At 49.2% G+C, this 21,505-nt stretch carries 19 protein-coding genes and 2 tRNA genes; 2 read left to right on the forward strand and 19 right to left on the reverse strand.

The window, feature by feature from the left end; all coding sequences use genetic code 11:
- Window positions 1-83: 83 nt before the first annotated feature.
- From pnp to rlmE, 15 genes are all read right to left on the reverse strand, one after another.
- On the reverse strand, window positions 84-2,222 hold the full coding sequence (gene pnp / locus IDAT_RS07930) for a polyribonucleotide nucleotidyltransferase (RefSeq protein ID WP_034732575.1): 2,139 nt from the start codon (window positions 2,220-2,222) through the stop codon (window positions 84-86).
- Window positions 2,223-2,382: 160 nt separating this feature from the next.
- On the reverse strand, window positions 2,383-2,652 hold the full coding sequence (gene rpsO / locus IDAT_RS07935) for a 30S ribosomal protein S15 (protein WP_034732577.1): 270 nt from the start codon (window positions 2,650-2,652) through the stop codon (window positions 2,383-2,385).
- 84 nt (window positions 2,653-2,736) lie between these two features.
- Window positions 2,737-3,678: a tRNA pseudouridine(55) synthase TruB gene (gene truB / locus IDAT_RS07940; protein WP_034732579.1), complete on the reverse strand. Its 942-nt coding sequence runs from the start codon at window positions 3,676-3,678 to the stop codon at window positions 2,737-2,739.
- Window positions 3,678-4,109, reverse strand: coding sequence for a 30S ribosome-binding factor RbfA (gene rbfA, locus IDAT_RS07945; RefSeq protein ID WP_034732580.1), 432 nt, complete (start codon window positions 4,107-4,109; stop codon window positions 3,678-3,680). Before rbfA ends, truB begins: the two co-directional genes overlap by 1 nt.
- A gap of 5 nt (window positions 4,110-4,114) precedes the next feature.
- Window positions 4,115-6,784, reverse strand: a complete 2,670-nt coding sequence (gene infB, locus IDAT_RS07950) for a translation initiation factor IF-2 (RefSeq protein ID WP_034732582.1) — start codon at window positions 6,782-6,784, stop codon at window positions 4,115-4,117.
- A gap of 26 nt (window positions 6,785-6,810) precedes the next feature.
- On the reverse strand, window positions 6,811-8,310 hold the full coding sequence (gene nusA / locus IDAT_RS07955; RefSeq protein ID WP_034732584.1) for a transcription termination factor NusA: 1,500 nt from the start codon (window positions 8,308-8,310) through the stop codon (window positions 6,811-6,813).
- A 24-nt stretch (window positions 8,311-8,334) separates the two neighbouring features.
- The gene (rimP, locus tag IDAT_RS07960; RefSeq protein ID WP_034732586.1) at window positions 8,335-8,793 is read right to left on the reverse strand and encodes a ribosome maturation factor RimP; all 459 of its coding nucleotides are present in this window, start codon (window positions 8,791-8,793) and stop codon (window positions 8,335-8,337) included.
- A 129-nt stretch (window positions 8,794-8,922) separates the two neighbouring features.
- A tRNA-Met gene (locus tag IDAT_RS07965) sits at window positions 8,923-8,999 on the reverse strand.
- 64 nt (window positions 9,000-9,063) lie between these two features.
- Window positions 9,064-9,148, reverse strand: a tRNA-Leu gene (locus tag IDAT_RS07970).
- A 30-nt stretch (window positions 9,149-9,178) separates the two neighbouring features.
- Complete coding sequence (gene secG / locus IDAT_RS07975) at window positions 9,179-9,502, reverse strand: preprotein translocase subunit SecG (RefSeq protein ID WP_034732588.1); 324 nt, start codon at window positions 9,500-9,502, stop codon at window positions 9,179-9,181.
- A gap of 5 nt (window positions 9,503-9,507) precedes the next feature.
- Complete coding sequence (gene tpiA, locus IDAT_RS07980) at window positions 9,508-10,278, reverse strand: triose-phosphate isomerase (RefSeq protein WP_034732590.1); 771 nt, start codon at window positions 10,276-10,278, stop codon at window positions 9,508-9,510.
- Window positions 10,279-10,398: 120 nt separating this feature from the next.
- Window positions 10,399-11,739 carry a phosphoglucosamine mutase gene (gene glmM / locus IDAT_RS07985; RefSeq protein WP_034732592.1) on the reverse strand — a complete coding sequence of 447 codons (1,341 nt, stop codon included), beginning with the start codon at window positions 11,737-11,739 and terminating at the stop codon, window positions 10,399-10,401.
- Window positions 11,736-12,551: a dihydropteroate synthase gene (gene folP / locus IDAT_RS07990; RefSeq protein WP_034732593.1), complete on the reverse strand. Its 816-nt coding sequence runs from the start codon at window positions 12,549-12,551 to the stop codon at window positions 11,736-11,738. Before folP ends, glmM begins: the two co-directional genes overlap by 4 nt.
- 54 nt (window positions 12,552-12,605) lie before the next feature.
- Window positions 12,606-14,525 (reverse strand): ATP-dependent zinc metalloprotease FtsH, encoded by a 1,920-nt coding sequence (gene ftsH / locus IDAT_RS07995; protein ID WP_034732594.1) that lies wholly within the window; start codon window positions 14,523-14,525, stop codon window positions 12,606-12,608.
- A 43-nt stretch (window positions 14,526-14,568) separates the two neighbouring features.
- On the reverse strand, window positions 14,569-15,195 hold the full coding sequence (gene rlmE / locus IDAT_RS08000) for a 23S rRNA (uridine(2552)-2'-O)-methyltransferase RlmE (RefSeq protein ID WP_034732595.1): 627 nt from the start codon (window positions 15,193-15,195) through the stop codon (window positions 14,569-14,571).
- Window positions 15,196-15,275: 80 nt separating this feature from the next.
- On the opposite strand from rlmE, the gene yhbY reads away from it, so the two are divergent.
- A complete protein-coding gene (gene yhbY, locus IDAT_RS08005) occupies window positions 15,276-15,584 on the forward strand; it encodes a ribosome assembly RNA-binding protein YhbY (RefSeq protein WP_034732596.1) in 309 nt (102 codons plus the stop codon).
- Here yhbY and IDAT_RS08010 read toward each other — a convergent pair.
- Window positions 15,581-15,991 (reverse strand): helix-turn-helix domain-containing protein, encoded by a 411-nt coding sequence (locus tag IDAT_RS08010; RefSeq protein ID WP_156099500.1) that lies wholly within the window; start codon window positions 15,989-15,991, stop codon window positions 15,581-15,583. The genes yhbY and IDAT_RS08010 overlap by 4 nt on opposite strands.
- A 174-nt stretch (window positions 15,992-16,165) precedes the next feature.
- Here IDAT_RS08010 and IDAT_RS08015 point away from each other — a divergent pair, with 174 nt between their 5' ends.
- Window positions 16,166-16,501: a helix-turn-helix domain-containing protein gene (locus IDAT_RS08015; protein ID WP_156099501.1), complete on the forward strand. Its 336-nt coding sequence runs from the start codon at window positions 16,166-16,168 to the stop codon at window positions 16,499-16,501.
- Between the two features lie 13 nt (window positions 16,502-16,514).
- Here the strand turns inward: IDAT_RS08015 and greA are convergent, their stop codons facing one another.
- From greA to carA, 3 genes are read right to left on the reverse strand one after another with little or no spacing between them, the layout of a single operon-like run.
- On the reverse strand, window positions 16,515-16,991 hold the full coding sequence (gene greA, locus IDAT_RS08020; RefSeq protein ID WP_034732601.1) for a transcription elongation factor GreA: 477 nt from the start codon (window positions 16,989-16,991) through the stop codon (window positions 16,515-16,517).
- Window positions 16,988-20,215 carry a carbamoyl-phosphate synthase large subunit gene (carB, locus tag IDAT_RS08025; RefSeq protein WP_034732603.1) on the reverse strand — a complete coding sequence of 1,076 codons (3,228 nt, stop codon included), beginning with the start codon at window positions 20,213-20,215 and terminating at the stop codon, window positions 16,988-16,990. Before carB ends, greA begins: the two co-directional genes overlap by 4 nt.
- A gap of 30 nt (window positions 20,216-20,245) precedes the next feature.
- Window positions 20,246-21,403, reverse strand: coding sequence for a glutamine-hydrolyzing carbamoyl-phosphate synthase small subunit (carA, locus tag IDAT_RS08030; protein ID WP_034732604.1), 1,158 nt, complete (start codon window positions 21,401-21,403; stop codon window positions 20,246-20,248).
- Between the last annotated feature and the right edge of the window lie 102 nt (window positions 21,404-21,505).

A 21,505-nucleotide genomic window follows, 5' to 3' on the forward strand; every position in this document is an offset into this window, starting at 1 on the left:
ATCATACCCCAGCTTGCTAACAAAAAGAAAAGGGGCCGAGGCCCCTTTTCATACTTACTTTGTAAATAAACCTTTAGTTTGGTTTATTCAGCGTCGTCTTGCTGCTCTGCTGCAGGTTCAGCTGCTGGCTCAGCGGCTGGCTTTTCTGCCGCATCTTTCATGCTCAAACGAACGCGGCCTTGACGGTCAATTTCGAGTACTTTGACTGGCACGGTATCGCCAACTTTCAAGTATTCGTTGACATCGTTCACGCGCTCTTCAGCGATTTGTGAGATGTGCACCAAACCGTCTTTACCCGGTAGAATCGTCACAAAGGCACCGAAATCAACGATACGAGCAACTTTACCATGATAAATGCGACCTACTTCAACATCGGCAGTCAAAGCTTCAATACGGCTAATGGCTGCTTGCGCTGACTCAGAATCAGTTGCCGCGATACGCACTGTACCATCATCATTAATTTCGATGTTAGTGTTGGTACTTTCAGTCAACTCGCGAATAACCGCACCACCTTTACCAATCACATCACGAATCTTGTCTGGATTGATTTTCATGGTGTGATAACGCGGTGCAAAATCAGATAGCTCTTCACGTGCACCTGAAATCGCTTGGTCCATCACGTTAAGAATGTGCAAACGAGCGGCTTTTGCTTGCTCTAATGCCTGCTCCATGATTTCACGAGTGATACCGTCAATCTTGATATCCATCTGCAAGGCAGTGACGCCGTCTTTGCTACCAGCAACTTTAAAGTCCATGTCACCCAAGTGATCTTCATCACCTAAGATGTCAGAAAGCACCACAAATTTGTCGCCTTCTTTTACTAGACCCATTGCGATGCCCGCAACAGATGCTTTGATCGGTACGCCCGCGTCCATCAATGCCAGTGAAGTACCGCACACTGATGCCATTGAGCTTGAACCGTTTGATTCAGTGATTTCTGAAACCACACGAATGGTGTACGGGAATTCATCTTGAGATGGCATCACCGCTTGTACGCCACGTTTAGCAAGACGACCGTGACCAATTTCACGACGCTTCGGCGAACCGACCATGCCGGTTTCACCCACACAGTACGGAGGGAAGTTGTAATGCAACATGAAGCGGTTATTGCTTGAACCAATGAGGTCATCGATCATCTGTGCATCACGCTCGGTACCAAGCGTAGCGGCGACTAATGCCTGCGTTTCACCACGGGTAAATACGGCAGAACCATGCACCCGCGGCAAGATACCGGTGGCGATGTGTAAGCCACGAACCATATCTGGGTCACGACCATCGATACGTTTCTCACCGGCGATGATACGGCTACGTACAACGTCACTTTCCAAGGCGTGGAAGATATCGCCGATTTCTTTTGCGTTCAGTGTTTCGTCTTCAGCTGTCAATTGCGCGACAACTTCATCACGTAATTTTGAGATTTGCTCATAGCGCTCAGCTTTTTCAGTGATGCGATACGCATCGCCAATGCCTTGCTCGGCAAGTGCTTTAATTTTGTTCTTCAGTTCCGTATTTTCTGCAGGTGCCTGCCAATCCCACTTCGGTTTACCCGCTTCAGCAGTAAACTCGTTGATGGCGTTGATCACTGTTTGCATTTGCTCGTGACCATAAACCACTGCGCCTAACATGGTGTCTTCAGACAACAATTGCGCTTCAGATTCAACCATCAATACCGCTGATTCAGTACCCGCTACCACCAAATCAAGCTTCGATTCAGCAAGCTCATCTAAAGTTGGGTTCAGCACGTACTCATCGTTAATAACACCAACGCGTGCCGCACCGATTGGACCTGCAAATGGGACACCGGCAATCGACAAGGCAGCAGATGCGCCGATCAATGCAACGATATCAGGGCTCACTTGCGGGTTTACTGAAACCACGGTGGCAATGATTTGTACTTCGTTCTTGAAACCCTCTGGGAACAGAGGACGAATCGGACGGTCAATCAGACGCGACGTCAGTGTTTCGTTTTCTGAAGGACGACCTTCACGTTTGAAGAAGCCGCCTGGAATTTTACCTGCAGCGTAGGTACGCTCTTGATAATTGACTGTTAATGGGAAGAAATCTTGACCTTCTTTAGCTTCTTTTTTAGCCACTACAGTTACTAAAACAGTAGTGTCGTCCATGCTAGCTAGCACGGCTCCGGTCGCTTGGCGCGCCATCGCACCGGTTTCTAGGGTCACTGTGTGACGACCGTATTCAAATTGCTTGGTAATTGGATTCACGTTTTTTTCCTTTCCTACTTTCTTCTCTAAATTCGTTACTCGTTACTCGTTATTCGTTAATTGGCAGACTTACTCCACTAACGAATAACGACTAACGAATAACGCTCTCGGTATTCTATAAGTAAAAAGGGGCCTTGCGGCCCCCTTTCATGAACATTGCTTAGCGACGTAATTCGAGTCGCTCAATCAGAGTTGCATAACGCTGATTGTCTTTACGCTTCAAGTAGTCCAACAACTTACGACGTTGGCTTACCATGCGCAACAAACCACGACGTGAGTGGTGGTCCTTTGCATGCTCTTTAAAGTGGCTTTGCAGTTCGTTAATGTTAGCAGTTAACAAAGCAACTTGGACTTCTGGTGAACCAGTGTCGTTTTCGCCTTGACCGAATTCTTTAACGATTTCAGCTTTCTTTGCCGCAGTTAGTGACATATAAAACTCCTAGTTTGGATAAAAACGTTGGCGCCAATCACTAATTCAGCACCAACAAGATCGCTGCACATTATACGGGCTTAACTAGCGTTCCGCAATGCTAAGCACACGCTTGGGCACGATTTTATTGTCACGCCAAAAACCTAATCCTAAGAAGCGCTCTGAGGTCTCACTATACACGCGCAAAACCACTGCTTCATCGCGTACGTCGGCCGTTAGCGCCCGCGCCGGATTACCCGCACTAAACTTGATGGCATCGGCTTCCACTATGCGCACCACGGGGATTTGTTGAATAACACTATCGCAGGGTTGCAGTAAGGCATCGAGCACTTGGTAATCGTTATTCTCAGAATCGCACTGGGCCGCTAGTTGCTCTAATTCAGCAAAGCTAATCATGTTGCCAGTTACGCCTTCGATCCAAGTGCGGCGCAGCTCAGCTACGTGCGCGCCACAACCGAAGAACTGTCCCATATCGTCAATTAAGGTCCGAATGTAAGTGCCTTTCGAACAAGTGACTTCTAGTTTAAGCGAGCTGGCGTCAAGCGCCATTAAGTTGATTTTATGAATACAAATTTGCCGTGTTTTCCGCGGTACTTCAATGCCTTGCCGAGCGTACCAATAGAGTGGTCGGCCTTCATACTTTAACGCTGAAAACATCGATGGTGACTGTTCTTGCACGCCCGTAAAGTGGGCAATTGCCGCTTTGACCTGGGCTTCGTCGACGGCTACCGCTGCAGTGGCAACCACCTCACCTTCAGCATCGCTAGTGGTCGTTCGCACACCTAAGCGTGCGACTACCTCATAGGTCTTGTCGGCCTCGAGAGAGAAATGCGATAGCTTAGTGGCCTCACCAAAGCACAACGGCAGAACGCCTGTGGCAAGGGGATCTAAGGCGCCAGTATGTCCGGCTTTACGCGCATTAAAAAAACGCCGCACTTTTTGGAGAGCGGCGTTTGAGGTCAATTCTAGAGGTTTATCCAAGACAATCACGCCGCTGATATCGCGGCCTGACTTACGTCGTCCCATTAGTCCGCTCCGTTGGAATCCTTGTGATTGGCTTGCTCATCGCTGCTATCATCGTCGCTCGGCCCTTGACGTTCATGATCCTTGCGGATCGCTTCGTCAACCAACCGCGACATACGAATCCCTTCGTTCAATGAGCCATCGTGCACGAACTTGAGCTCGGGCACGATCCGCGCTCGAACGCGCTTGCCAAGCAGCGAGCGAATAAAACCAGAAGCATCATTCAGCACTTTCAGTGCTTGTTTCGTCTGCTTCTCGTCATCATGGAAAAAAGTGACAAAAACTTTCGCATAGGCCAAGTCTCGCGACACTTCAACGTCCGATACGGTGACCATGGTCACCCGCGGATCTTTGATTTCACGTTGCAGTATCAACGCGATCTCACGTTGATACTGCTGACCTACACGTTCGGTACGGCTATAGTCTTTTGCCATCTAACTTACAGACTCCGCTCTACTTGAACTGTTTCAAAGACTTCGATTTGGTCACCGACTTTAACGTCGTTGTAGTTCTTCACGCCGATACCACATTCCATACCGTTGCGAACTTCTTGTACGTCGTCTTTAAAGCGACGTAACGATTCCAGTTCACCTTCGTAAATCACCACATTATCACGCAGTACGCGAATCGGTGCTGAGCGTTTCACCACACCGTCAATTACCATACAACCTGCAATGGCACCAATCTTCGGCGACTTAAATACATCACGTACTTCTGCCAAGCCAATGATTTGCTGTTTGAATTCAGGCGCGAGCATACCGCCCATCGCCGCTTTCACTTCATCAATCAGGTCATAGATAACGCTGTAGTAGCGCAGATCAACGTTTTCTTGGTCGATAACTTTCTTCGCTGCGGCATCCGCACGTATGTTAAAGCCAACCACGATCGCGTCTGATGCACTCGCCAAGGAAGCGTCAGTTTCAGTGATACCACCAACACCACTACCGATGATGTTAACCTTCACTTCGTCAGTAGACAGCTTCTGCAACGAGTCCGCAATGGCTTCGAGTGAACCTTGAACATCTGACTTCAAAACGATGTTCAATTCTTTGACGTCGCCTTCTTGCATGTTGGCAAACATGTTCTCAAGCTTAGCTTTCTGCTGTTTCGCCAGTTTCACTTCGCGGTATTTGCCTTGACGGTAGTTGGCAACTTCACGGGCTTTACGCTCGTCTTTCACGACCGTTGCTTCATCACCTGCTTGCGGCACACCGGACAGACCCAAGATTTCCACTGGAATTGACGGCCCGGCTTCTTTAACTTCTTTACCGGTTTCATCGCGCATTGCACGAATACGGCCATATTCCAAACCACACAAGACGATGTCGCCTTGGCGTAAGGTGCCTTCTTGAACCAAGATAGAGGCTACAGGGCCACGACCTTTATCAAGTCGTGATTCAATCACGATCCCGTGCGCCATACCGTCAGATACAGCTTTCAAATCGAGCACTTCTGACTGTAGCAAGATAGCCTCAAGCAAGTCATCCATACCTTGTCCAGTGTGCGCTGATACTGGTACGAACTGCACGTCACCACCCCAATCTTCTGGAATAACATCACGTTGAGCAAGTTCGTTTTTCACTCGGTCTGGATCAGCTTCTGGCTTATCCATTTTGTTAATTGCGACCACAATCGGCACCCCTGCCGCTTTCGCGTGCTGGATGGCTTCAAGGGTTTGTGGCATCACGCCGTCATCTGCAGCAACAACGAGGATAACAATATCGGTTGCACTGGCACCACGGGCACGCATCGAGGTAAACGCGGCGTGGCCAGGAGTATCCAAGAAGGTGATCATGCCATGACCGGTCTCTACGTGGTAAGCACCAATGTGCTGGGTGATACCACCTGCTTCGCCACTGGCAACCTTCGCTTTCCGAATGTAATCCAGTAACGAGGTTTTACCGTGGTCAACGTGCCCCATAACAGTCACCACAGGCGCCCGTGTGATAGCGGTACGCTCTTCACCATCGTGACGTTCAGCTAACACTTCTTGCTCCAACGCGTTATCGCTAACCAGTTGGACTTTGTGACCCATTTCTTCAACCACTAGTGAAGCAGTCTCTTGGTCTAAAACCTGGTTAATCGTGACCATTTCACCCATTTTCATCATGGTTTTGATCACTTCGCTGGCTTTCACTGCCATGCGGTTTGCTAGTTCACCAACGGTAATGGTTTCGCCAAGTTTAACTTCGCGCTCCACCGGTGCTGCAGGCTTCGTAAAGGCTTGCTGTAGTGTTGAACGTTTTGAACCTTTACGACGTTTTTCACGACGTGGGGCTTCATCTCGTTCATCGTCTTTGGCACGACGTTTTGACTTCTTGCGATTACGACGCTCTTCATCAACGTCTTGCTCGTCTTCCGCTTGCTGAGCGTATTGTGAAGTGGTGAAGTGCACATCTTCTTGCTCTGCTTGCTTACGCTTAGCTTCTTCTTCTTGCCAACGCGCTTCGTTTTCTTCAGCAAGTTTACGTGCTTCTTCTGCCTGACGAGCCGCTTCTGCTTCAGCTTTTTTACGTGCTTCTTCTTCTTGCGCTTTACGCAAACGCTCGGCTTCAGCTTTCGCTTCGTCCGCTTTCTGACGCTCTTCTGGGCTCATTGCCGCACGTTTTTCAGCTTCTGCTTTGGCTTTTGCTTTTTCTTTCTCTTTGCGCGCTGCTTCTTGCTTCGCTTTTTCTTCCGCAGCTTTCTTCTCGGCTTTCGCTTTTGCTTCAGCCGCCGCTTTCGCCTCTTCTTCCTGACGCTTTGCCTCAGCTGCTAGACGTTCTTGTTCAGCTTTTTCTTGTTCTGCTTTTTGCTGCTCTTCAAGTGCAGAACGCTTCACGTAGGTGCGCTTCTTGCGAACTTCTACTTGCACTGACTTGCTGCGACCCGGACCACCACCGATGCTCAAGGTGCTTTTTTCTTTGCGCTTCAGTGTCATTTTGCTTGGTTCTTGCGGACCTTTACCGCCATGCTGCTTGTTCAAATGCGTCAACAGGCGTTGCTTTTCATCTTCGGTCACACTGTCGCCAGGGCTTTTCTTCATGCCCGCTTCAGCAAATTGCGTTACCAAACGATCAACTGTCGTACCTACATCTTTAGCTAGTTTATCCAGCGTTACTTCTTCCATAGTCTGTCGTACCCCCGTTGATCTTCTTATTCTTCGTCACCGAACCAGCAGATATTACGCGCTTGCATAATTAATTCGCCAGCTCGCTGCTCGGTTAACTCTTCGATGTCAGCAAGGTCGTCGATACCTTGTTCAGCAAGGTCTTCCAACGTGACGATCCCTTTGCTTGCTAACACATAGGCCAGATGTTTATCGAGGCCTTCTAAATTCAATAGACTTGCATCTGGCTCAGCGCTTTCCAGAGATTCTTCACTTGCCAGAGCTTTAGTCGTCAGCACGCCGCGCGCACGATTGCGCAGCTCTTCGACGATTTCTTCGTCCATGCCTTCAATGTTCAACAACTCATCCATCGGTACATAAGCAATTTCTTCAAGTGATGAGAAGCCTTCGTCTACTAGCACCGTAGCGAAATCTTCATCAATACCAAGGCTGCTGGTGAACAAATCGAGTAAGCGTTGATTTTCTGCTTCGTTTTTCTCAGTAAAGTCTTGGACTGACATGACGTTTAACTGCCAACCTGTTAGCTGACTTGCCAAGCGCACGTTCTGTCCTGCTTTACCAATCGCTTGTGCCAGATTACCTTCCTCTACAGCGATATCCATAGTGTGGGCATCTTCATCCACAACAATCGAAGCAACTTCAGCTGGTGCCATGGCGTTAATGACGAACTGCGCAGGGTTATCATCCCACAGCACGATATCAACACGTTCACCGCCAAGTTCACCAGAGACGGCTTGCACACGCGCACCGCGCATACCTACACAAGCGCCGACGGGGTCGATACGACGATCGTTACTTTTCACCGCAATTTTCGCTCGTGAACCTGGATCGCGAGCTGCGCCACGAATTTCAATCATCTCTTCGCCAATTTCTGGCACTTCGATGCGGAACAGTTCAATGAGAAAATCTGGATTTGTACGGCTCACAAACAACTGCGCGCCGCGCGCTTCTGGGCGCACGTCATACAACAAACCGCGTACACGGTCGCCAACACGAACAGATTCGCGCGGCAACATTTCTTCGCGGTAAATGATAGCTTCAGCGTTATTACCAAGGTCTAGCAACACGTGTTCGCGGTTTGCCCGCTTGACAATACCACTGACCAACTCACCTACTTGATCTTGGTATTCCTCAACAACTTTCGCGCGTTCTGCTTCACGTACTTTCTGTACGATAACCTGCTTCGCCGTTTGCGTCGTAATACGATCGAATTCGATAGACTCGATTTGCTCTTCGACATAATCACCAGCATTGACGCTTGCATCTTCATACTGCGCTGCAGCTAAGCTGATTTCGCGATAAGGATGCTCAAGTGGCTGTTCGCTATCATCTACCACCAACCAACGACGAAAAGTATCAAACTCGCCCGTTTGGCGGTCAATACTTACACGTACGTCGATATCGCCATCGTATTTTTTCTTGGTCGCATGAGCCAGCGCAGACTCTAGCGCCTCAAAGATCTTGTCTTTCGAAACGTCTTTTTCGTTCGATACAGCTTCTGCGACTAATAAAATTTCTTTTGCCATTATCCTGCCTCGCCTGCGCAATCCTTAGTTAAACTGAGGAACTAAATGAGCTTTTTTGACACTAGAATAGTTCACCAGTAATGGCTCACCATCTACGTTGAATTCGACGGTGTCACCTTCAACTTTGCTGATGACGCCTTTAAATTTGCGTTTATTCTGCTGCGCTACATTGAGCTCTACAGCAGCTATCTCACCAAGGTACTGTTGCATTTGCGCCGCACTGAAAAAGGGGCGTTCCATACCAGGTGAGGAAACTTCAAGGAAGTACTCGCTCTTGATGGGATCTTCGACGTCGAGCAACGCGCTTGCCTGATAACTTACCTCGGCACAGTCATCAACGCTGATGCCATCTTCGTGATCGATATACACCCGCAGGGTTGAATGCTTGCCCGCGCGGACAAATTCGACACCCCACAAGGTAAAGCCTAATGCTTCAACTGCTGGCGCTAATAAACTCACCAATTGTTGTTCGATTCTTGCCAAATTCTTGAACTCCTGAAACAAAAAAAGGGCGTAAACGCCCAGTGTTAGACTGCTTTGAGCAGTCGAGGTCACATAGTAAAAAGCCCCGAACTGCTGCGGGGCTTTTCAAACACTGGACCCTTTGTTAAATGGTTGCGGGGGCAGGATTTGAACCTACGACCTTCGGGTTATGAGCCCGACGAGCTACCAGACTGCTCCACCCCGCGTCCGAAAACGTGTCCATATTATAAAGATTCCCGAAGGAAACGCAACCGTGCAAGGCTGCTAATTTGGTGCGGATGGCGGGACTTGAACCCGCACGCCCGAAAGCACTACCCCCTCAAGATAGCGTGTCTACCAATTCCACCACATCCGCGTAAAAAGACCTACTTTACTTCGACTGCACTTAGTTCGATCCAGGAACTTCGCTGTCAGAGGCTGGTACTTCTTCAGTCATTGCCGGTGCTGAAAGATCTTCAAATTGACTTTCAGTGTCACCGTTGCCTGATGACAAGTTACCAAGCACTAAACTTAAGATAAAAAATACAATCGCAATAATTGCTGTCGTGCGAGTCAAGAAGTTACCTGAACCACTTGAGCCAAACACTGTGTTCGATGCGCCGGCACCGAAAGAAGCGCCCATATCTGCGCCTTTGCCTTGCTGAATCATGATGAAACCAATCAGCACTAGCGAAATAATTAAATAAGCGATAAGCAAAAATTCATACATATTGACTAACTCCGGGCTACTGCCGCACGACAGATGGCTACAAACGCATCGGGCTCGAGACTTGCGCCACCGATGAGGCCACCGTCGATATCTTGTTCAGCAAACAACGTCTCGGCATTATCTGCTTTTACACTGCCACCGTAAAGCAATGGCACTGTATCTGCTGCAGCGTATTTTTGCTGCAACCAGCTGCGAATAAATCTGTGAACCTCTTGCGCTTGAGCTGGACTTGCTGTTTTACCAGTACCAATCGCCCAAACCGGTTCGTAAGCAATGACGACGTGTGTCATCTGTGCCGCTGTAACTTGCTCTAAAGCGGCGCTCAGTTGCGCTTCAACAACTGTGGTTGTTTGATGCGTTTCACGCTCGGCTTCGGTTTCGCCAACGCACAAAACAACCTTTAACTGCTGCGCCTGATAATTCAATACGGCGTTAACTTTGGCACTAATACGTGCGTCCGTATCGCCATAATGTTGGCGCCGTTCCGAATGACCGATCAAGATGTATTCGGCACCCGCTTCGCCTAGCAACGCTAAACTATGTTCGCCGGTATGCGCACCATGCTCAAATTCGTTTACGTCTTGTGCACCTAAATGCACCGCATCGTAAAACACATGCTGCTGCCACGCTGGTAATAACACCGCCGGCGGGCATACTACGACTTGCACTTGACTCAACAACCCAGCTTCTTCGCGCAATGCTTCTGCCATTTGTTTGGCGAGCTGGCGATTGCCGTTCATTTTCCAGTTCGCGATCACTACTGGTTGCCGTTGCATCTAGACCTCTGCTACTAAGCTTTTAAGGTTAAGCGCTTGCTTCGTCAAGAGCGGCGAGATATTACATAACCTGCCGACAACTTACAAGCGCTGAATGAGAGAAAAAAGCGCGATTGCCTATTAATTCGCCGCAGCTTCAACTTCTCCGGCAATTTGCTGTGCGAGGGTTTTCACCGATTGTGGATCTCGCCCCTCAACCATGACCCGAATCAAGGGTTCTGTTCCTGATTTACGCAACAGAACGCGGCCTTGATCGCCGAGGCGTTGTTCAACATCTTGCACCGCTGCTTTGACGGCTTCGTCCTGCAACGGATCGGCACCCGCTTGAAAACGCACATTGACTAAAGCTTGCGGATATTTCTCGAAACCCTTTAACAAGTCGCTCAAGGCGCATTGTTCGCGTTGCATAGCGGTGAGTACTTGCAAACCTGCAATGATGCCGTCTCCGGTACTATGATACTGGCGATTGATGATGTGGCCAGAATTCTCCCCGCCCAATTTCCAATCACGCTTGACCAGTTCTTCCATGACGTAACGGTCGCCAACTTTAGCGCGGACAAATGGAATATGGTGATCAGCGAAGTGCTTCTCAAGGGCAAAGTTGGACATTAATGTGCCCACGACTCCCCCTTGCAACAAGCCGTCGTTCTGGGCCGTGCGCGCAAGAATATAGAGGATATCGTCACCATCAATAATACGGCCGTCTGCGGTCACCATCATAATGCGATCGCCATCACCATCGAGCGCGAAACCAACATCTGCATGATGTTCACGCACGGCGTTCTGCAACGCAGCTAAATCGGTTGCGCCACATTTATCATTAATATTGATGCCATTCGGCGCGGTGCCAATTTCGATGACCGTTGCACCAAGCTCTAATAACACATCAGGCGCAATGTGATAGGTAGCCCCGTGGGCACAATCCACCACGATTTTCAGACCGCTCAAGGATAATTCCGTGGGGAACACACTCTTGCAAAATTCAATATAACGCCCCGGCGCGTCGTCGATACGACTGGCGCGGCCCATTTGCTCCGACGGCACACACACGAGCGGCTCATCAAGCAAGCGTTCAATTTCACTCTCGACTGAATCAGCTAATTTACTGCCCGAATCAGAGAAGAATTTGATGCCATTATCGTAATAGGGATTATGTGAAGCGCTGATAACGATACCCGCTGCCGCGCGGAAATTGCGCGTGAGATAGGCAACCGCGGGTGTAGGCATCGGCCCTAAAAATTCAACGCTGACCCCAGCTGATAACAGACCGGCTTCCAAAGCTGATTCCAGCATATACCCTGATAACCGTGTGTCTTTACCAACTAATACGCGCTGATTACCCGATTTGGACAACACCGTACCGGCGGCCCAACCGAGTTTTACTGCAAAATCTGGCGTGATTGGAAAATCACCTACCCGTCCACGTACACCATCGGTGCCAAAATACTTACGTTGACTCAACTGAAATCTCCAGCCAAGGTTGCCGCGACGATCTTCATCGCATCAACCGTTTCCCTGACATCATGCACGCGAATAATGCGCGCCCCTTTCATCGCTGCGATAGTCGCAGCCGCGATACTTGCTGGTAAACGGTCGGTGACTTCGCGGTCGGTCACCTTACCGAGCATTGATTTACGCGACATGCCTATCAACAACGGCAATTGTAACTCATGTAACGCCTGTAGGCGGTGCAATAGCTGGTAATTATGCCTTACCGACTTACCAAAGCCAAAGCCTGGATCAAGAAAAATGCGGTCGCGCGCGATACCGGCAGCTTCACAGCGTGCGACTCGTGCTTGCAAAAACTGCTTAACCTCAAGCACCACATCGTCGTAACGCGGCTCTTCTTGCATTGTGCGCGGCTCACCCTGCATATGCATTAAACAGATTTCAGCATCGCTTTGTGCCAGCAGTTCCACTGCACCCTCATCGCGTAAAGCACGAATGTCGTTAATCATACGCACGCCAGCTTTCAGTCCTTCAGCCATTACCGCTGTTTTACAGGTGTCCAACGACACCGGAATACCAAACTCTTGGGTAAGGCGTTCAATCACTGGCATCACACGATCCAACTCTGCTTGTACCCCGACCGCCTCTGCACCTGGACGCGTTGATTCGCCGCCAACATCGATATAATGAGCACCATCCGCAATCATTTGTTGCGCCTGGCGCAAAGCGTGGTCTACCCGATCAAACCGACCACCGTCGGAAAATGAATCAGGGGTGACATTTAAAATCCCCATCACTTGGGGCAGCAGGTGTTGATTTGACATGGTTACATCCTCAAAAAAAAGCCCCGAGAACGGGGCTTTTACAAACTAGAATGATTAACTTGCAGGGGCGTCGCCTGTTTCGCCGGATAACGGTCGTTGGTCCGAACTAGTCTTTGCACCACCGCTCGAGTCATCGTTACGATCAGGTTTAACCCAATCACGTGGTTCACGCACCTCACGACGATTCATCAAATCATCGATTTGATCGGCATCGATAGTTTCGTACTTCATCAATGCATCTTTCATGCTGTGAAGAATGTCGATATTCTCTTCCAGAATTCGCTTGGCACGATCGTAGTTACGGTCGATGAACAATTTGATTTCTTGATCAATGGCACGCGCCGTCTCATCAGACATATGTTTATGCTGCGTTACCGAGCGCCCCAAGAACACTTCACCTTCGTCATCGGCATACAACAAAGGCCCCATTTTTTCAGACAAGCCCCATTGGGTCACCATTTTACGCGCAATCATAGTGGCGCGTTCGATGTCGTTTGAAGCACCTGTGGTCACTTTTTCGTCGCCATAAATAATTTGTTCTGCGAGACGTCCACCAAACAGGCTTGAAATCATACTTTCAAGGTGTTGCTTCGAATGGCTCACACGATCTTGCTCTGGCAAGTACATGGTGACACCGAGCGCTCGACCACGTGGAATGATCGACACTTTATAAACTGGATCGTGCTCAGGCACCAAACGACCGACGATAGCGTGACCAGCTTCGTGATAAGCGGTCATTGCTTTTTCTTCTTCGGTCATAACCATAGACCGACGCTCAGCACCCATCATGATCTTGTCTTTGGCCTTTTCAAACTCCTCCATACTGACGACACGTTTATTCAAGCGCGCAGAGAATAAAGCAGCTTCGTTTACGAGGTTAGCTAGGTCAGCACCCGAAAAGCCCGGGGTTCCGCGTGCAATCAAAGATGCATCAACATCATCCCCCAAAGGTACCTTACGCATATGTACTTTTAGAATCTGTTCACGACCACGAACGTCTGGCAGACCTACCATTACCTGACGGTCAAAACGGCCCGGACGTAACAACGCCGGGTCAAGTACGTCAGGACGGTTGGTAGCGGCAATCACGATAATACCCTCGTTGCCTTCAAAACCATCCATCTCGACCAACATTTGGTTCAAGGTCTGTTCACGTTCATCGTGACCACCACCTAACCCAGCGCCACGCTGACGACCCACAGCATCGATTTCATCGATAAAGATGATGCACGGTGCGGATTTTTTCGCTTGTTCAAACATGTCACGCACACGTGATGCACCGACACCAACGAACATTTCTACGAAGTCAGAGCCTGAAATCGAGAAGAATGGAACTTTCGCCTCACCAGCAATAGCTTTCGCCAGCAAGGTTTTACCAGTTCCTGGCGGACCTACCATCAACACACCTTTTGGAATTTTACCGCCAAGGCGTTGGAACTTGCTCGGGTCACGCAAGTATTCAACCAGCTCGGAGACTTCTTCTTTCGCTTCATCACAACCAGCCACATCGTTGAAGGTGGTTTTGATTTGGTCTTCACCCATAAGCCGTGCTTTGCTCTTACCGAAGGTCATGGCGCCACGACCGCCACCGCCTTGCATCTGGCGCATGAAGAAAATCCACACACCGATAAGCAGCAGCATCGGGAACCACGAAATAAAGATCGAGGTAAGAATGCTTGGTTCTTCTGGTGGTTTACCAACGACTTCGACATTGTTCGAAATCAGGTCATTGATAAGTTCCGGATCATTCAGCGGAATCACCGTGCTAAAAGTGTCGCCAGTACGCGACTGTGCGGTAATCATTCGACCATCGATGTCGACCTTACGCACAGCTCCGTTGTTCACCTGTGAGATGAATTGGCTGTAGGCAACTTGGTTGTTCGTACCAGCGCCTGGGCTAAAACCGTTAAAGACTGTGATAAGCACCACAGCGATAACGAGCCATAAAATTAGATTCTTTGCCATATCGCTCAAAGCTGACTACCTCATTTACTTGCGTTGCTGATGCAACAGCCTACTACAATTTGTATCCGGTCGCTACCAGATAGACTTCGCGCGAACGGGCTCGAGACGAGTCCGGCTTCCGCGTTTTCACGGTGGTAAACGCCGCGCGTACTTCTTTTAAAAACTCTTCAAAACCTTGACCATGAAATACTTTGACGACAAAACTACCGTTCGGTTTCAAAACTTGTCGACACATATCTAGTGCCAACTCAACAAGATACATCGCACGTGGTTGATCAACGTTGTCATTACCACTCATATTCGGAGCCATGTCTGACAATACTACATCTACGTTTTTACCACCGATGCGGTTCAATAAAGCTTGTAAAACCGCGTCATCGCGAAAGTCACCCTCAAGAAAATCGACCCCAGCGATTGGATCCATCGGTAAAATATCGCAAGCAATGACTTGGCAGTTGCCTTGCAGTGCATCGACCACATATTGAGACCAGCCTCCTGGCGCAGCCCCGAGGTCAACAACGGTCATGCCCTGTTTCAAAATTTTGTCTTTTTGCTGAATCTCGTCAATTTTAAATACCGCGCGCGAGCGCAAGCCTTGCTTCTGCGCCTTTTGTACATAGTGGTCATTAAAATGTTCTTGCAGCCAGCGTGAGCTGCTAGCCGATCGTTTTTTTCCCATAGCTTCGTTACCAAACTGGCTTCTTCTACCCAGATGGCGGTAGAATAGCGAAAATTCAAGTGATAGTGGGATATTATTGCATGACCGCAGGGTTAAACTTAAGTAATAAACAAAAACAGCATTTAAAAAGCTTGGCGCATTCACTTAAACCGGTGGTGCTGTTGGGCGCGAATGGCTTAACTGAGGGCGTGATGGCCGAGATCGAATTGGCTCTAAACCATCACGAACTGATTAAAGTGAAAGTACCTGAAGAGGACCGCGAGTTGCGTGAACAAATTTACGCGACCATTTTGGCACACACCCAGGCTTATCGTGTGCAAGTGGTTGGTAAAATTCTCACGCTCTACAAACCCAGCGCTGAAGCTAAAATCACGCTGCCCCGCAACTAATCTGCGAGCGGGTCGTCATTAACGGCACGAATTGCCGCGGCGACCTGTTCCAATGCGAGACGGGTTGGCACTTGGCCGGCGCGCTCAGCAAGACACAATGTCAACATCAATTCCTGATTAAACTGCGTTTCAGGCAGGCCATACTGTTGCAAAACTTTGCGAATTTCAGCCAATGCTGCTAACACTCGGGCGTTATTATCTGGGCAATTACTCGCGTATTTCGCACTCTCAACATCGGCAACATGTAACTGCTCACGACTTGGATAGTTCAAACGCTGCTCCGGTGCAAAAAACCAATCTAACGATATACCTTCGCGAATTAGACCACGTACTAAATGTTCATAAGTAACGCTGTTACGCTTACGCCAATTACCGTAAGTACTAGGCGGTATCTGCAGTCTTCGCATTATGCTTGGCACGCTCGATTCGCCATAGTACAGCCGCAACCGGGAGACACACTCATCCATGCTGAGTATTTCTTCTTTGCTTTTTTCTGTCTGGTGTGTACTATTCATTTTCGTGTCATTTGACATCATTTTTCCTTAATTAGTGTCTTTTGACCTTCTTTTGAGTTCATTTGAATGCAAAGTGAATTCAAAAAGAGTTCACAAGCAAATATATTCAACCACAGCCGAACCACAATGGATAGTCAAAAAATTAAAATGGAATTAGCGCAGCGCGGTTTTGATTTTTCAATGCTGGCAAACGCACTTGGTAAAAGCCCTTCGTTGGTCTCCAAAGTTGCAGCAAGAAAGGCTCGTTCACGAGTTGTTGCGGAAGCAATTGCGAAGGCGTTAGAGCTACCTGTTGCCGATGTGTTCCCAGATATTGAAAGCTACCGAGTGCCAGCGCCACATACGCCCAATCGGAAAAGAAAAGAGCGCGAATTGCTCGCGCTCTTGAAAGAAGAAAAGTAAGTAATGGTGAACGTTAGATATACTCGACGTTCACCACTTCATATTCAACTTCACCACTTGGCGTATTGACGCGCGCCACGTCATCAACTTGCTTGCCGATCAGCGCGCGCGCAATGGGTGAGTTCACAGAAATCAGGTTCTGTTTGATATCTGCTTCGTCATCTCCAACGATACGATAACGCACTTCTTTTTCGGTTGACGTGTTATAAAGCGTCACTGTTGCACCAAAGATCACCTTGCCTTGGTTGGGCACCTTGGTCACATCGATGATTTGTGCATTAGATAATTTCGCTTCAATTTCCTGAATCCGCCCTTCGCAAAAGCCTTGCTGTTCGCGCGCAGCGTGATACTCGGCATTCTCTTTCAAGTCGCCATGCTCACGCGCATCGGCGATTGCTTGAATAATGCGCGGTCGATCTTCAGTTTTAAGACGCTTCAATTCCTCCCGCAGCATCTCGGCGCCGCGGGTCGTCATTGGAATTTGACTCATGCTGTTTGAACCCTTTTGTGTAATGACTGCAGTGAATTCACTCGCGCACGGTCATCGGCAGTATTCGCTTTAACCGTTGCGAAGGCTGCATTTAACGTGGTGGTGTAAATCACTTTATTCAAGAGCGCTTCGCGGCGAATATAGACCGAATCTTCAATCGCCTGGCGCCCCTCTACGGTATTAATGATATAACTGTACTCGCCGTTCTTGATTGCATCAACAATATTCGGTCGGCCCTCTTGCAGTTTATTAACCACGGAGCAAGTCAAACCTTCATCATTCAGCAGTTTGGCAGTACCACGGGTCGCCTCTAAGCTAAACCCAAGACCAATCAAGCCACGCGCTAAGTCAAACAGCCGCGCTTTGTCACCATCGCGCACCGAAAGTAGGGCCTTGCCTGCTTTAGCCAAAGCTTCACCGGCTCCTAGGTTGGCTTTCGCATAAGCTTCTTCAAAGCTTTCACCAACGCCCATAACTTCGCCCGTAGAGCGCATCTCTGGACCACGGATCGGATCTACTCCTTGAAACTTGGCAAATGGAATCACCACTTCTTTGACCGAATAGTACGGCGGAATCACTTCTTTGGTATAGCCCTGCTCCTGCAAGCTTTGCCCTACCATGACGCGCGCTGCAATCTTTGCTAACGGTACACCAGTTGCTTTTGAGACGAACGGCACCGTACGCGCAGCACGAGGATTTACCTCAATCAGGTAGATTTCATCGTCTTTAATCGCAAACTGCGCGTTCATTAAGCCGTTGACGTTAAGCTCAAATGCAAGTCGACGCATTTGTTCACGCAGTTCATTTTGAATGGTATCGCTCAGCGAATATGGCGGTAACGAACAGGCAGAGTCGCCCGAGTGCACACCGGCTTGCTCTATGTGCTGCATAATGCCACCAATGAGAATGTCGCGACCGTCACAGATAGCATCGACGTCAACTTCAATAGCATTATCGAGGAAGCGATCAAGCAGAACCGGAGCTGAGTTCGATACTTTCACGGCATCCGTCAAATAACGTAACAGATCCGTTTCATCGTAGACGATTTCCATTGCGCGACCACCCAATACATAACTTGGACGCACCACCAGTGGATAACCAATCCGTTCTGCTTCACGCAACGCTTCATCTACTTGGGTAACCGTTGAGTTCTCAGGTTGTTTTAAGCCAAGACGCCGCACGGCACTTTGGAAGCGCTCACGGTCTTCTGCACGGTCGATAGCGTCGGGTGAAGTACCAATGATTGGCACACCATTCGCTTCGAGTTCACGTGCTAATTTCAATGGTGTTTGCCCACCATACTGCACAATCACGCCTTTTGGTTTTTCAACACGGACGATTTCGAGTACGTCCTCCAAAGTGATCGGCTCGAAATAAAGACGATCAGAGGTGTCATAGTCAGTAGAGACCGTTTCTGGGTTGCAGTTGACCATGATGGTTTCATAGCCATCATCACGTAATGCAAGTGCTGCGTGTACGCAACAGTAGTCAAACTCAATACCTTGGCCAATACGGTTTGGTCCGCCGCCAATGACCATGATCTTGTCGCGGTCTGATGGCGCCGCTTCGCACTCTTCGTCATAGGTCGAATACATGTAAGCGGTATCTGAGGCAAACTCAGCAGCACAGGTATCGACACGCTTGTAGACTGGGACAATACCCAAGTCGTGCCGACGACGGCGAATTTCAGCTTCAGCAACATCGATCAGGTCGGCAATTCGCGCATCGGCGAAGCCTTTGCGTTTCAACAGACGCAATACGCGCGCATCAAGCCCTGCCAAACCGAGTTTTTGCACTTCAGCTTCGAGCAAGACGATTTCTTCAATTTGAATCAGATACCATTCATCAATGCGTGTCAGTTCAAAAACTTCACGCACAGTCATACCTAAGCGGAAAGCATCGGCAATATAGAAAATCCGTTCAGCACCTGGTTCCTTCAATTCACGGACCACTTTGCCACGCGCTTCTGGATCATCAAGGCTGACCATAGGATCAAAGCCGGTAGCGCCGATCTCTAGGCCACGCAACGCCTTCTGCAACGACTCTTGCTGGTTGCGGCCAATGGCCATCACCTCACCCACCGATTTCATTTGGGTGGTTAGGCGATCGTTACAGCCAGCGAATTTTTCAAAGTTAAAGCGCGGGATTTTGGTCACAACATAGTCAAGCGCTGGCTCAAACGATGCTGGCGTCACGCCACCGGTGATTTCATTTTCAAGCTCATCAAGGGTGTAACCTACGGCAAGTTTTGCCGCCACTTTCGCAATCGGGAAACCAGTTGCTTTTGACGCCAGTGCAGACGAACGTGAAACGCGTGGGTTCATTTCGATAACAACCATACGGCCGGTGTCCGGATCAACCCCGAACTGCACGTTCGAGCCCCCCGTTTCCACGCCTATTTCACGCAATACCGCCATCGCTGCGTTACGCATGATTTGGTATTCTTTGTCCGTTAAGGTTTGCGCTGGTGCGACGGTAATGGAGTCACCCGTGTGGATGCCCATGGCATCGAAGTTCTCGATCGCACACACAATGATACAGTTGTCATTGCGGTCACGAACGACTTCCATTTCGTACTCTTTCCAACCAATCAGTGATTCATCAATCAACAACTCGTTGGTTGGCGACAAGTCGAGTCCACGCCGACAAATTTCTTCAAACTCTTCACGGTTGTAAGCGATACCACCACCGCTGCCGCCCATCGTAAAAGACGGACGAATAATACAAGGGAAACCACCGATACGTTCGAGTACCTGATAAGCTTCGTCAATACTGTGGGCCACTTCAGCGTTTGGCGTTTCCAGCCCAATAGCTTTCATTGCTTTGTCAAAGCGATCGCGGTCTTCCGCTTTATCGATAGCATCAGCGTTGGCGCCAATCATTTCAACGTTGTACTTTTCCAATACACCGTGACGATCAAGTTCTAGTGCGCAGTTCAGCGCGGTTTGTCCACCCATAGTAGGCAACACCGCGTCAGGACGCTCAACCTCAATAATCTTGGCGACAACTTCCCAATGAATCGGCTCAATGTAAGTCACATCAGCCATTTCCGGATCGGTCATGATAGTCGCTGGATTCGAGTTCACAAGAATGACCTTGTACCCCTCTTCACGCAGTGCTTTACAGGCTTGTGCGCCTGAGTAATCAAATTCACAGGCCTGGCCAATGACAATCGGGCCAGCGCCAAGAATGAGGATGCTTTTTATGTCGGTACGTTTTGGCATAATTCGGTTCGTCCTCCGGTTGGCTCGCGCTTACCCGCGCTGGCTCATCAGTTCAATGAAATGGTCAAACAAAGGTGCGGCATCATGTGGGCCCGGACTCGCTTCTGGGTGCCCTTGGAAGCTAAATGCCGGCACATCGGTACGGTGAATCCCTTGTAAAGTGCCATCGAACAAAGACTTATGAGTGACGCGTAAGTTCTCAGGTAAGTTGTCTTCATTGACCGCAAAACCGTGGTTTTGGCTGGTGATCATCACGCGCCCCGATTCAAGATCTTGCACCGGATGGTTGGCACCGTGGTGACCAAATTTCATTTTCGCAGTTTTTGCGCCGCTGGCTAAGGCCAGTAACTGATGCCCCAAACAGATACCAAAGACCGGTAATTTGGTTTCAATAATCTCTTGAATCGCTTTGATGGCGTAATCGCATGGCTCAGGATCGCCGGGGCCATTCGACAAAAACACACCGTCAGGCTTCATGGCAAGCACTTCGGCCGCAGGTGTTTGGGCCGGCACTAGCGTGACTTTACAACCACGGTCAGCAAGCATACGGAGGATATTGCGCTTGCAACCATAATCGTAAGCAACAACATGGAACTTCGGCTCAGTCACTTCGCTAAAACCTTTGCCCAACTGCCAGCTAGTGCTGGTCCACTCGTGCGGGGTACGAATGGTGACCTCTTTGGCGAGATCCATGCCCTGCAGTCCTGGAAACCCTTTCGCTAATTCTAGCGCTTGCTCGACATCGAGTTCGCCGTCCACATTACCGGCCATAATACAGCCGTTCTGTGCGCCTTTTTCACGCAAAATGCGCGTCAGTTTGCGCGTGTCGATATCGGCGATACCCACTACATTACGCTGCCGTAAATAATCACCCAATGATTGCTCACGACGGAAATTACTCGCTTTTAATGCGAGGTCACGAATAATTAAACCCTTCGCCCAAACGCGATTGGATTCTTCGTCTTCGTGGGTAGTTCCGTAGTTGCCAATGTGAGGATAAGTGAGGGTAACAATTTGTTCAGCGTAGGAAGGATCGGTGAGAATTTCTTGGTAACCAGTCATTGCAGTGTTAAAAACAACTTCGCCGACCGCCGTACCACCGGCCCCGATAGCCGTGCCGTGAAAAACAGTTCCATCCGCAAGCACCAAAATGGCTTTGCTCGCTGAATGGCTCGCTAGAATACTCAAGGTGAACCTCCGTACATAAAAAAACGGGTTCATCATCGTTAATGACTACCCGTTGATTACCTTGCACCAGCTTAAAAGTGCGCGTTTTCAGCTTACCAACTT

The sequence above is a fragment of the Pseudidiomarina atlantica genome (assembly GCF_000753735.1).
Lineage (GTDB): Bacteria > Pseudomonadota > Gammaproteobacteria > Enterobacterales > Alteromonadaceae > Pseudidiomarina > Pseudidiomarina atlantica.

Excerpts from the sequence above, each read along its gene's own strand:
- rpsO (WP_034732577.1), bottom strand. The coding sequence starts at position 2,652 with ATGTCACTAACTGCGGCAAAGAAAGCTGAAATCGTTAAAGAATTCGGT.
- truB (WP_034732579.1), bottom strand. The coding sequence starts at position 3,678 with ATGGGACGACGTAAGTCAGGCCGCGATATCAGCGGCGTGATTGTCTTG.
- rbfA (WP_034732580.1), bottom strand. The coding sequence starts at position 4,109 with ATGGCAAAAGACTATAGCCGTACCGAACGTGTAGGTCAGCAGTATCAA.
- infB (WP_034732582.1), bottom strand. The coding sequence starts at position 6,784 with ATGGAAGAAGTAACGCTGGATAAACTAGCTAAAGATGTAGGTACGACA.
- nusA (WP_034732584.1), bottom strand. The coding sequence starts at position 8,310 with ATGGCAAAAGAAATTTTATTAGTCGCAGAAGCTGTATCGAACGAAAAA.
- secG (WP_034732588.1), bottom strand. The coding sequence starts at position 9,502 with ATGTATGAATTTTTGCTTATCGCTTATTTAATTATTTCGCTAGTGCTG.
- tpiA (WP_034732590.1), bottom strand. The coding sequence starts at position 10,278 with ATGCAACGGCAACCAGTAGTGATCGCGAACTGGAAAATGAACGGCAAT.
- folP (WP_034732593.1), bottom strand. The coding sequence starts at position 12,551 with ATGTCAAATCAACACCTGCTGCCCCAAGTGATGGGGATTTTAAATGTC.
- rlmE (WP_034732595.1), bottom strand. The coding sequence starts at position 15,195 with ATGGGAAAAAAACGATCGGCTAGCAGCTCACGCTGGCTGCAAGAACAT.
- yhbY (WP_034732596.1), top strand. The coding sequence starts at position 15,276 with ATGACCGCAGGGTTAAACTTAAGTAATAAACAAAAACAGCATTTAAAA.
- IDAT_RS08010 (WP_156099500.1), bottom strand. The coding sequence starts at position 15,991 with ATGCGAAGACTGCAGATACCGCCTAGTACTTACGGTAATTGGCGTAAG.
- IDAT_RS08015 (WP_156099501.1), top strand. The coding sequence starts at position 16,166 with ATGCAAAGTGAATTCAAAAAGAGTTCACAAGCAAATATATTCAACCAC.
- greA (WP_034732601.1), bottom strand. The coding sequence starts at position 16,991 with ATGAGTCAAATTCCAATGACGACCCGCGGCGCCGAGATGCTGCGGGAG.
- carB (WP_034732603.1), bottom strand. The coding sequence starts at position 20,215 with ATGCCAAAACGTACCGACATAAAAAGCATCCTCATTCTTGGCGCTGGC.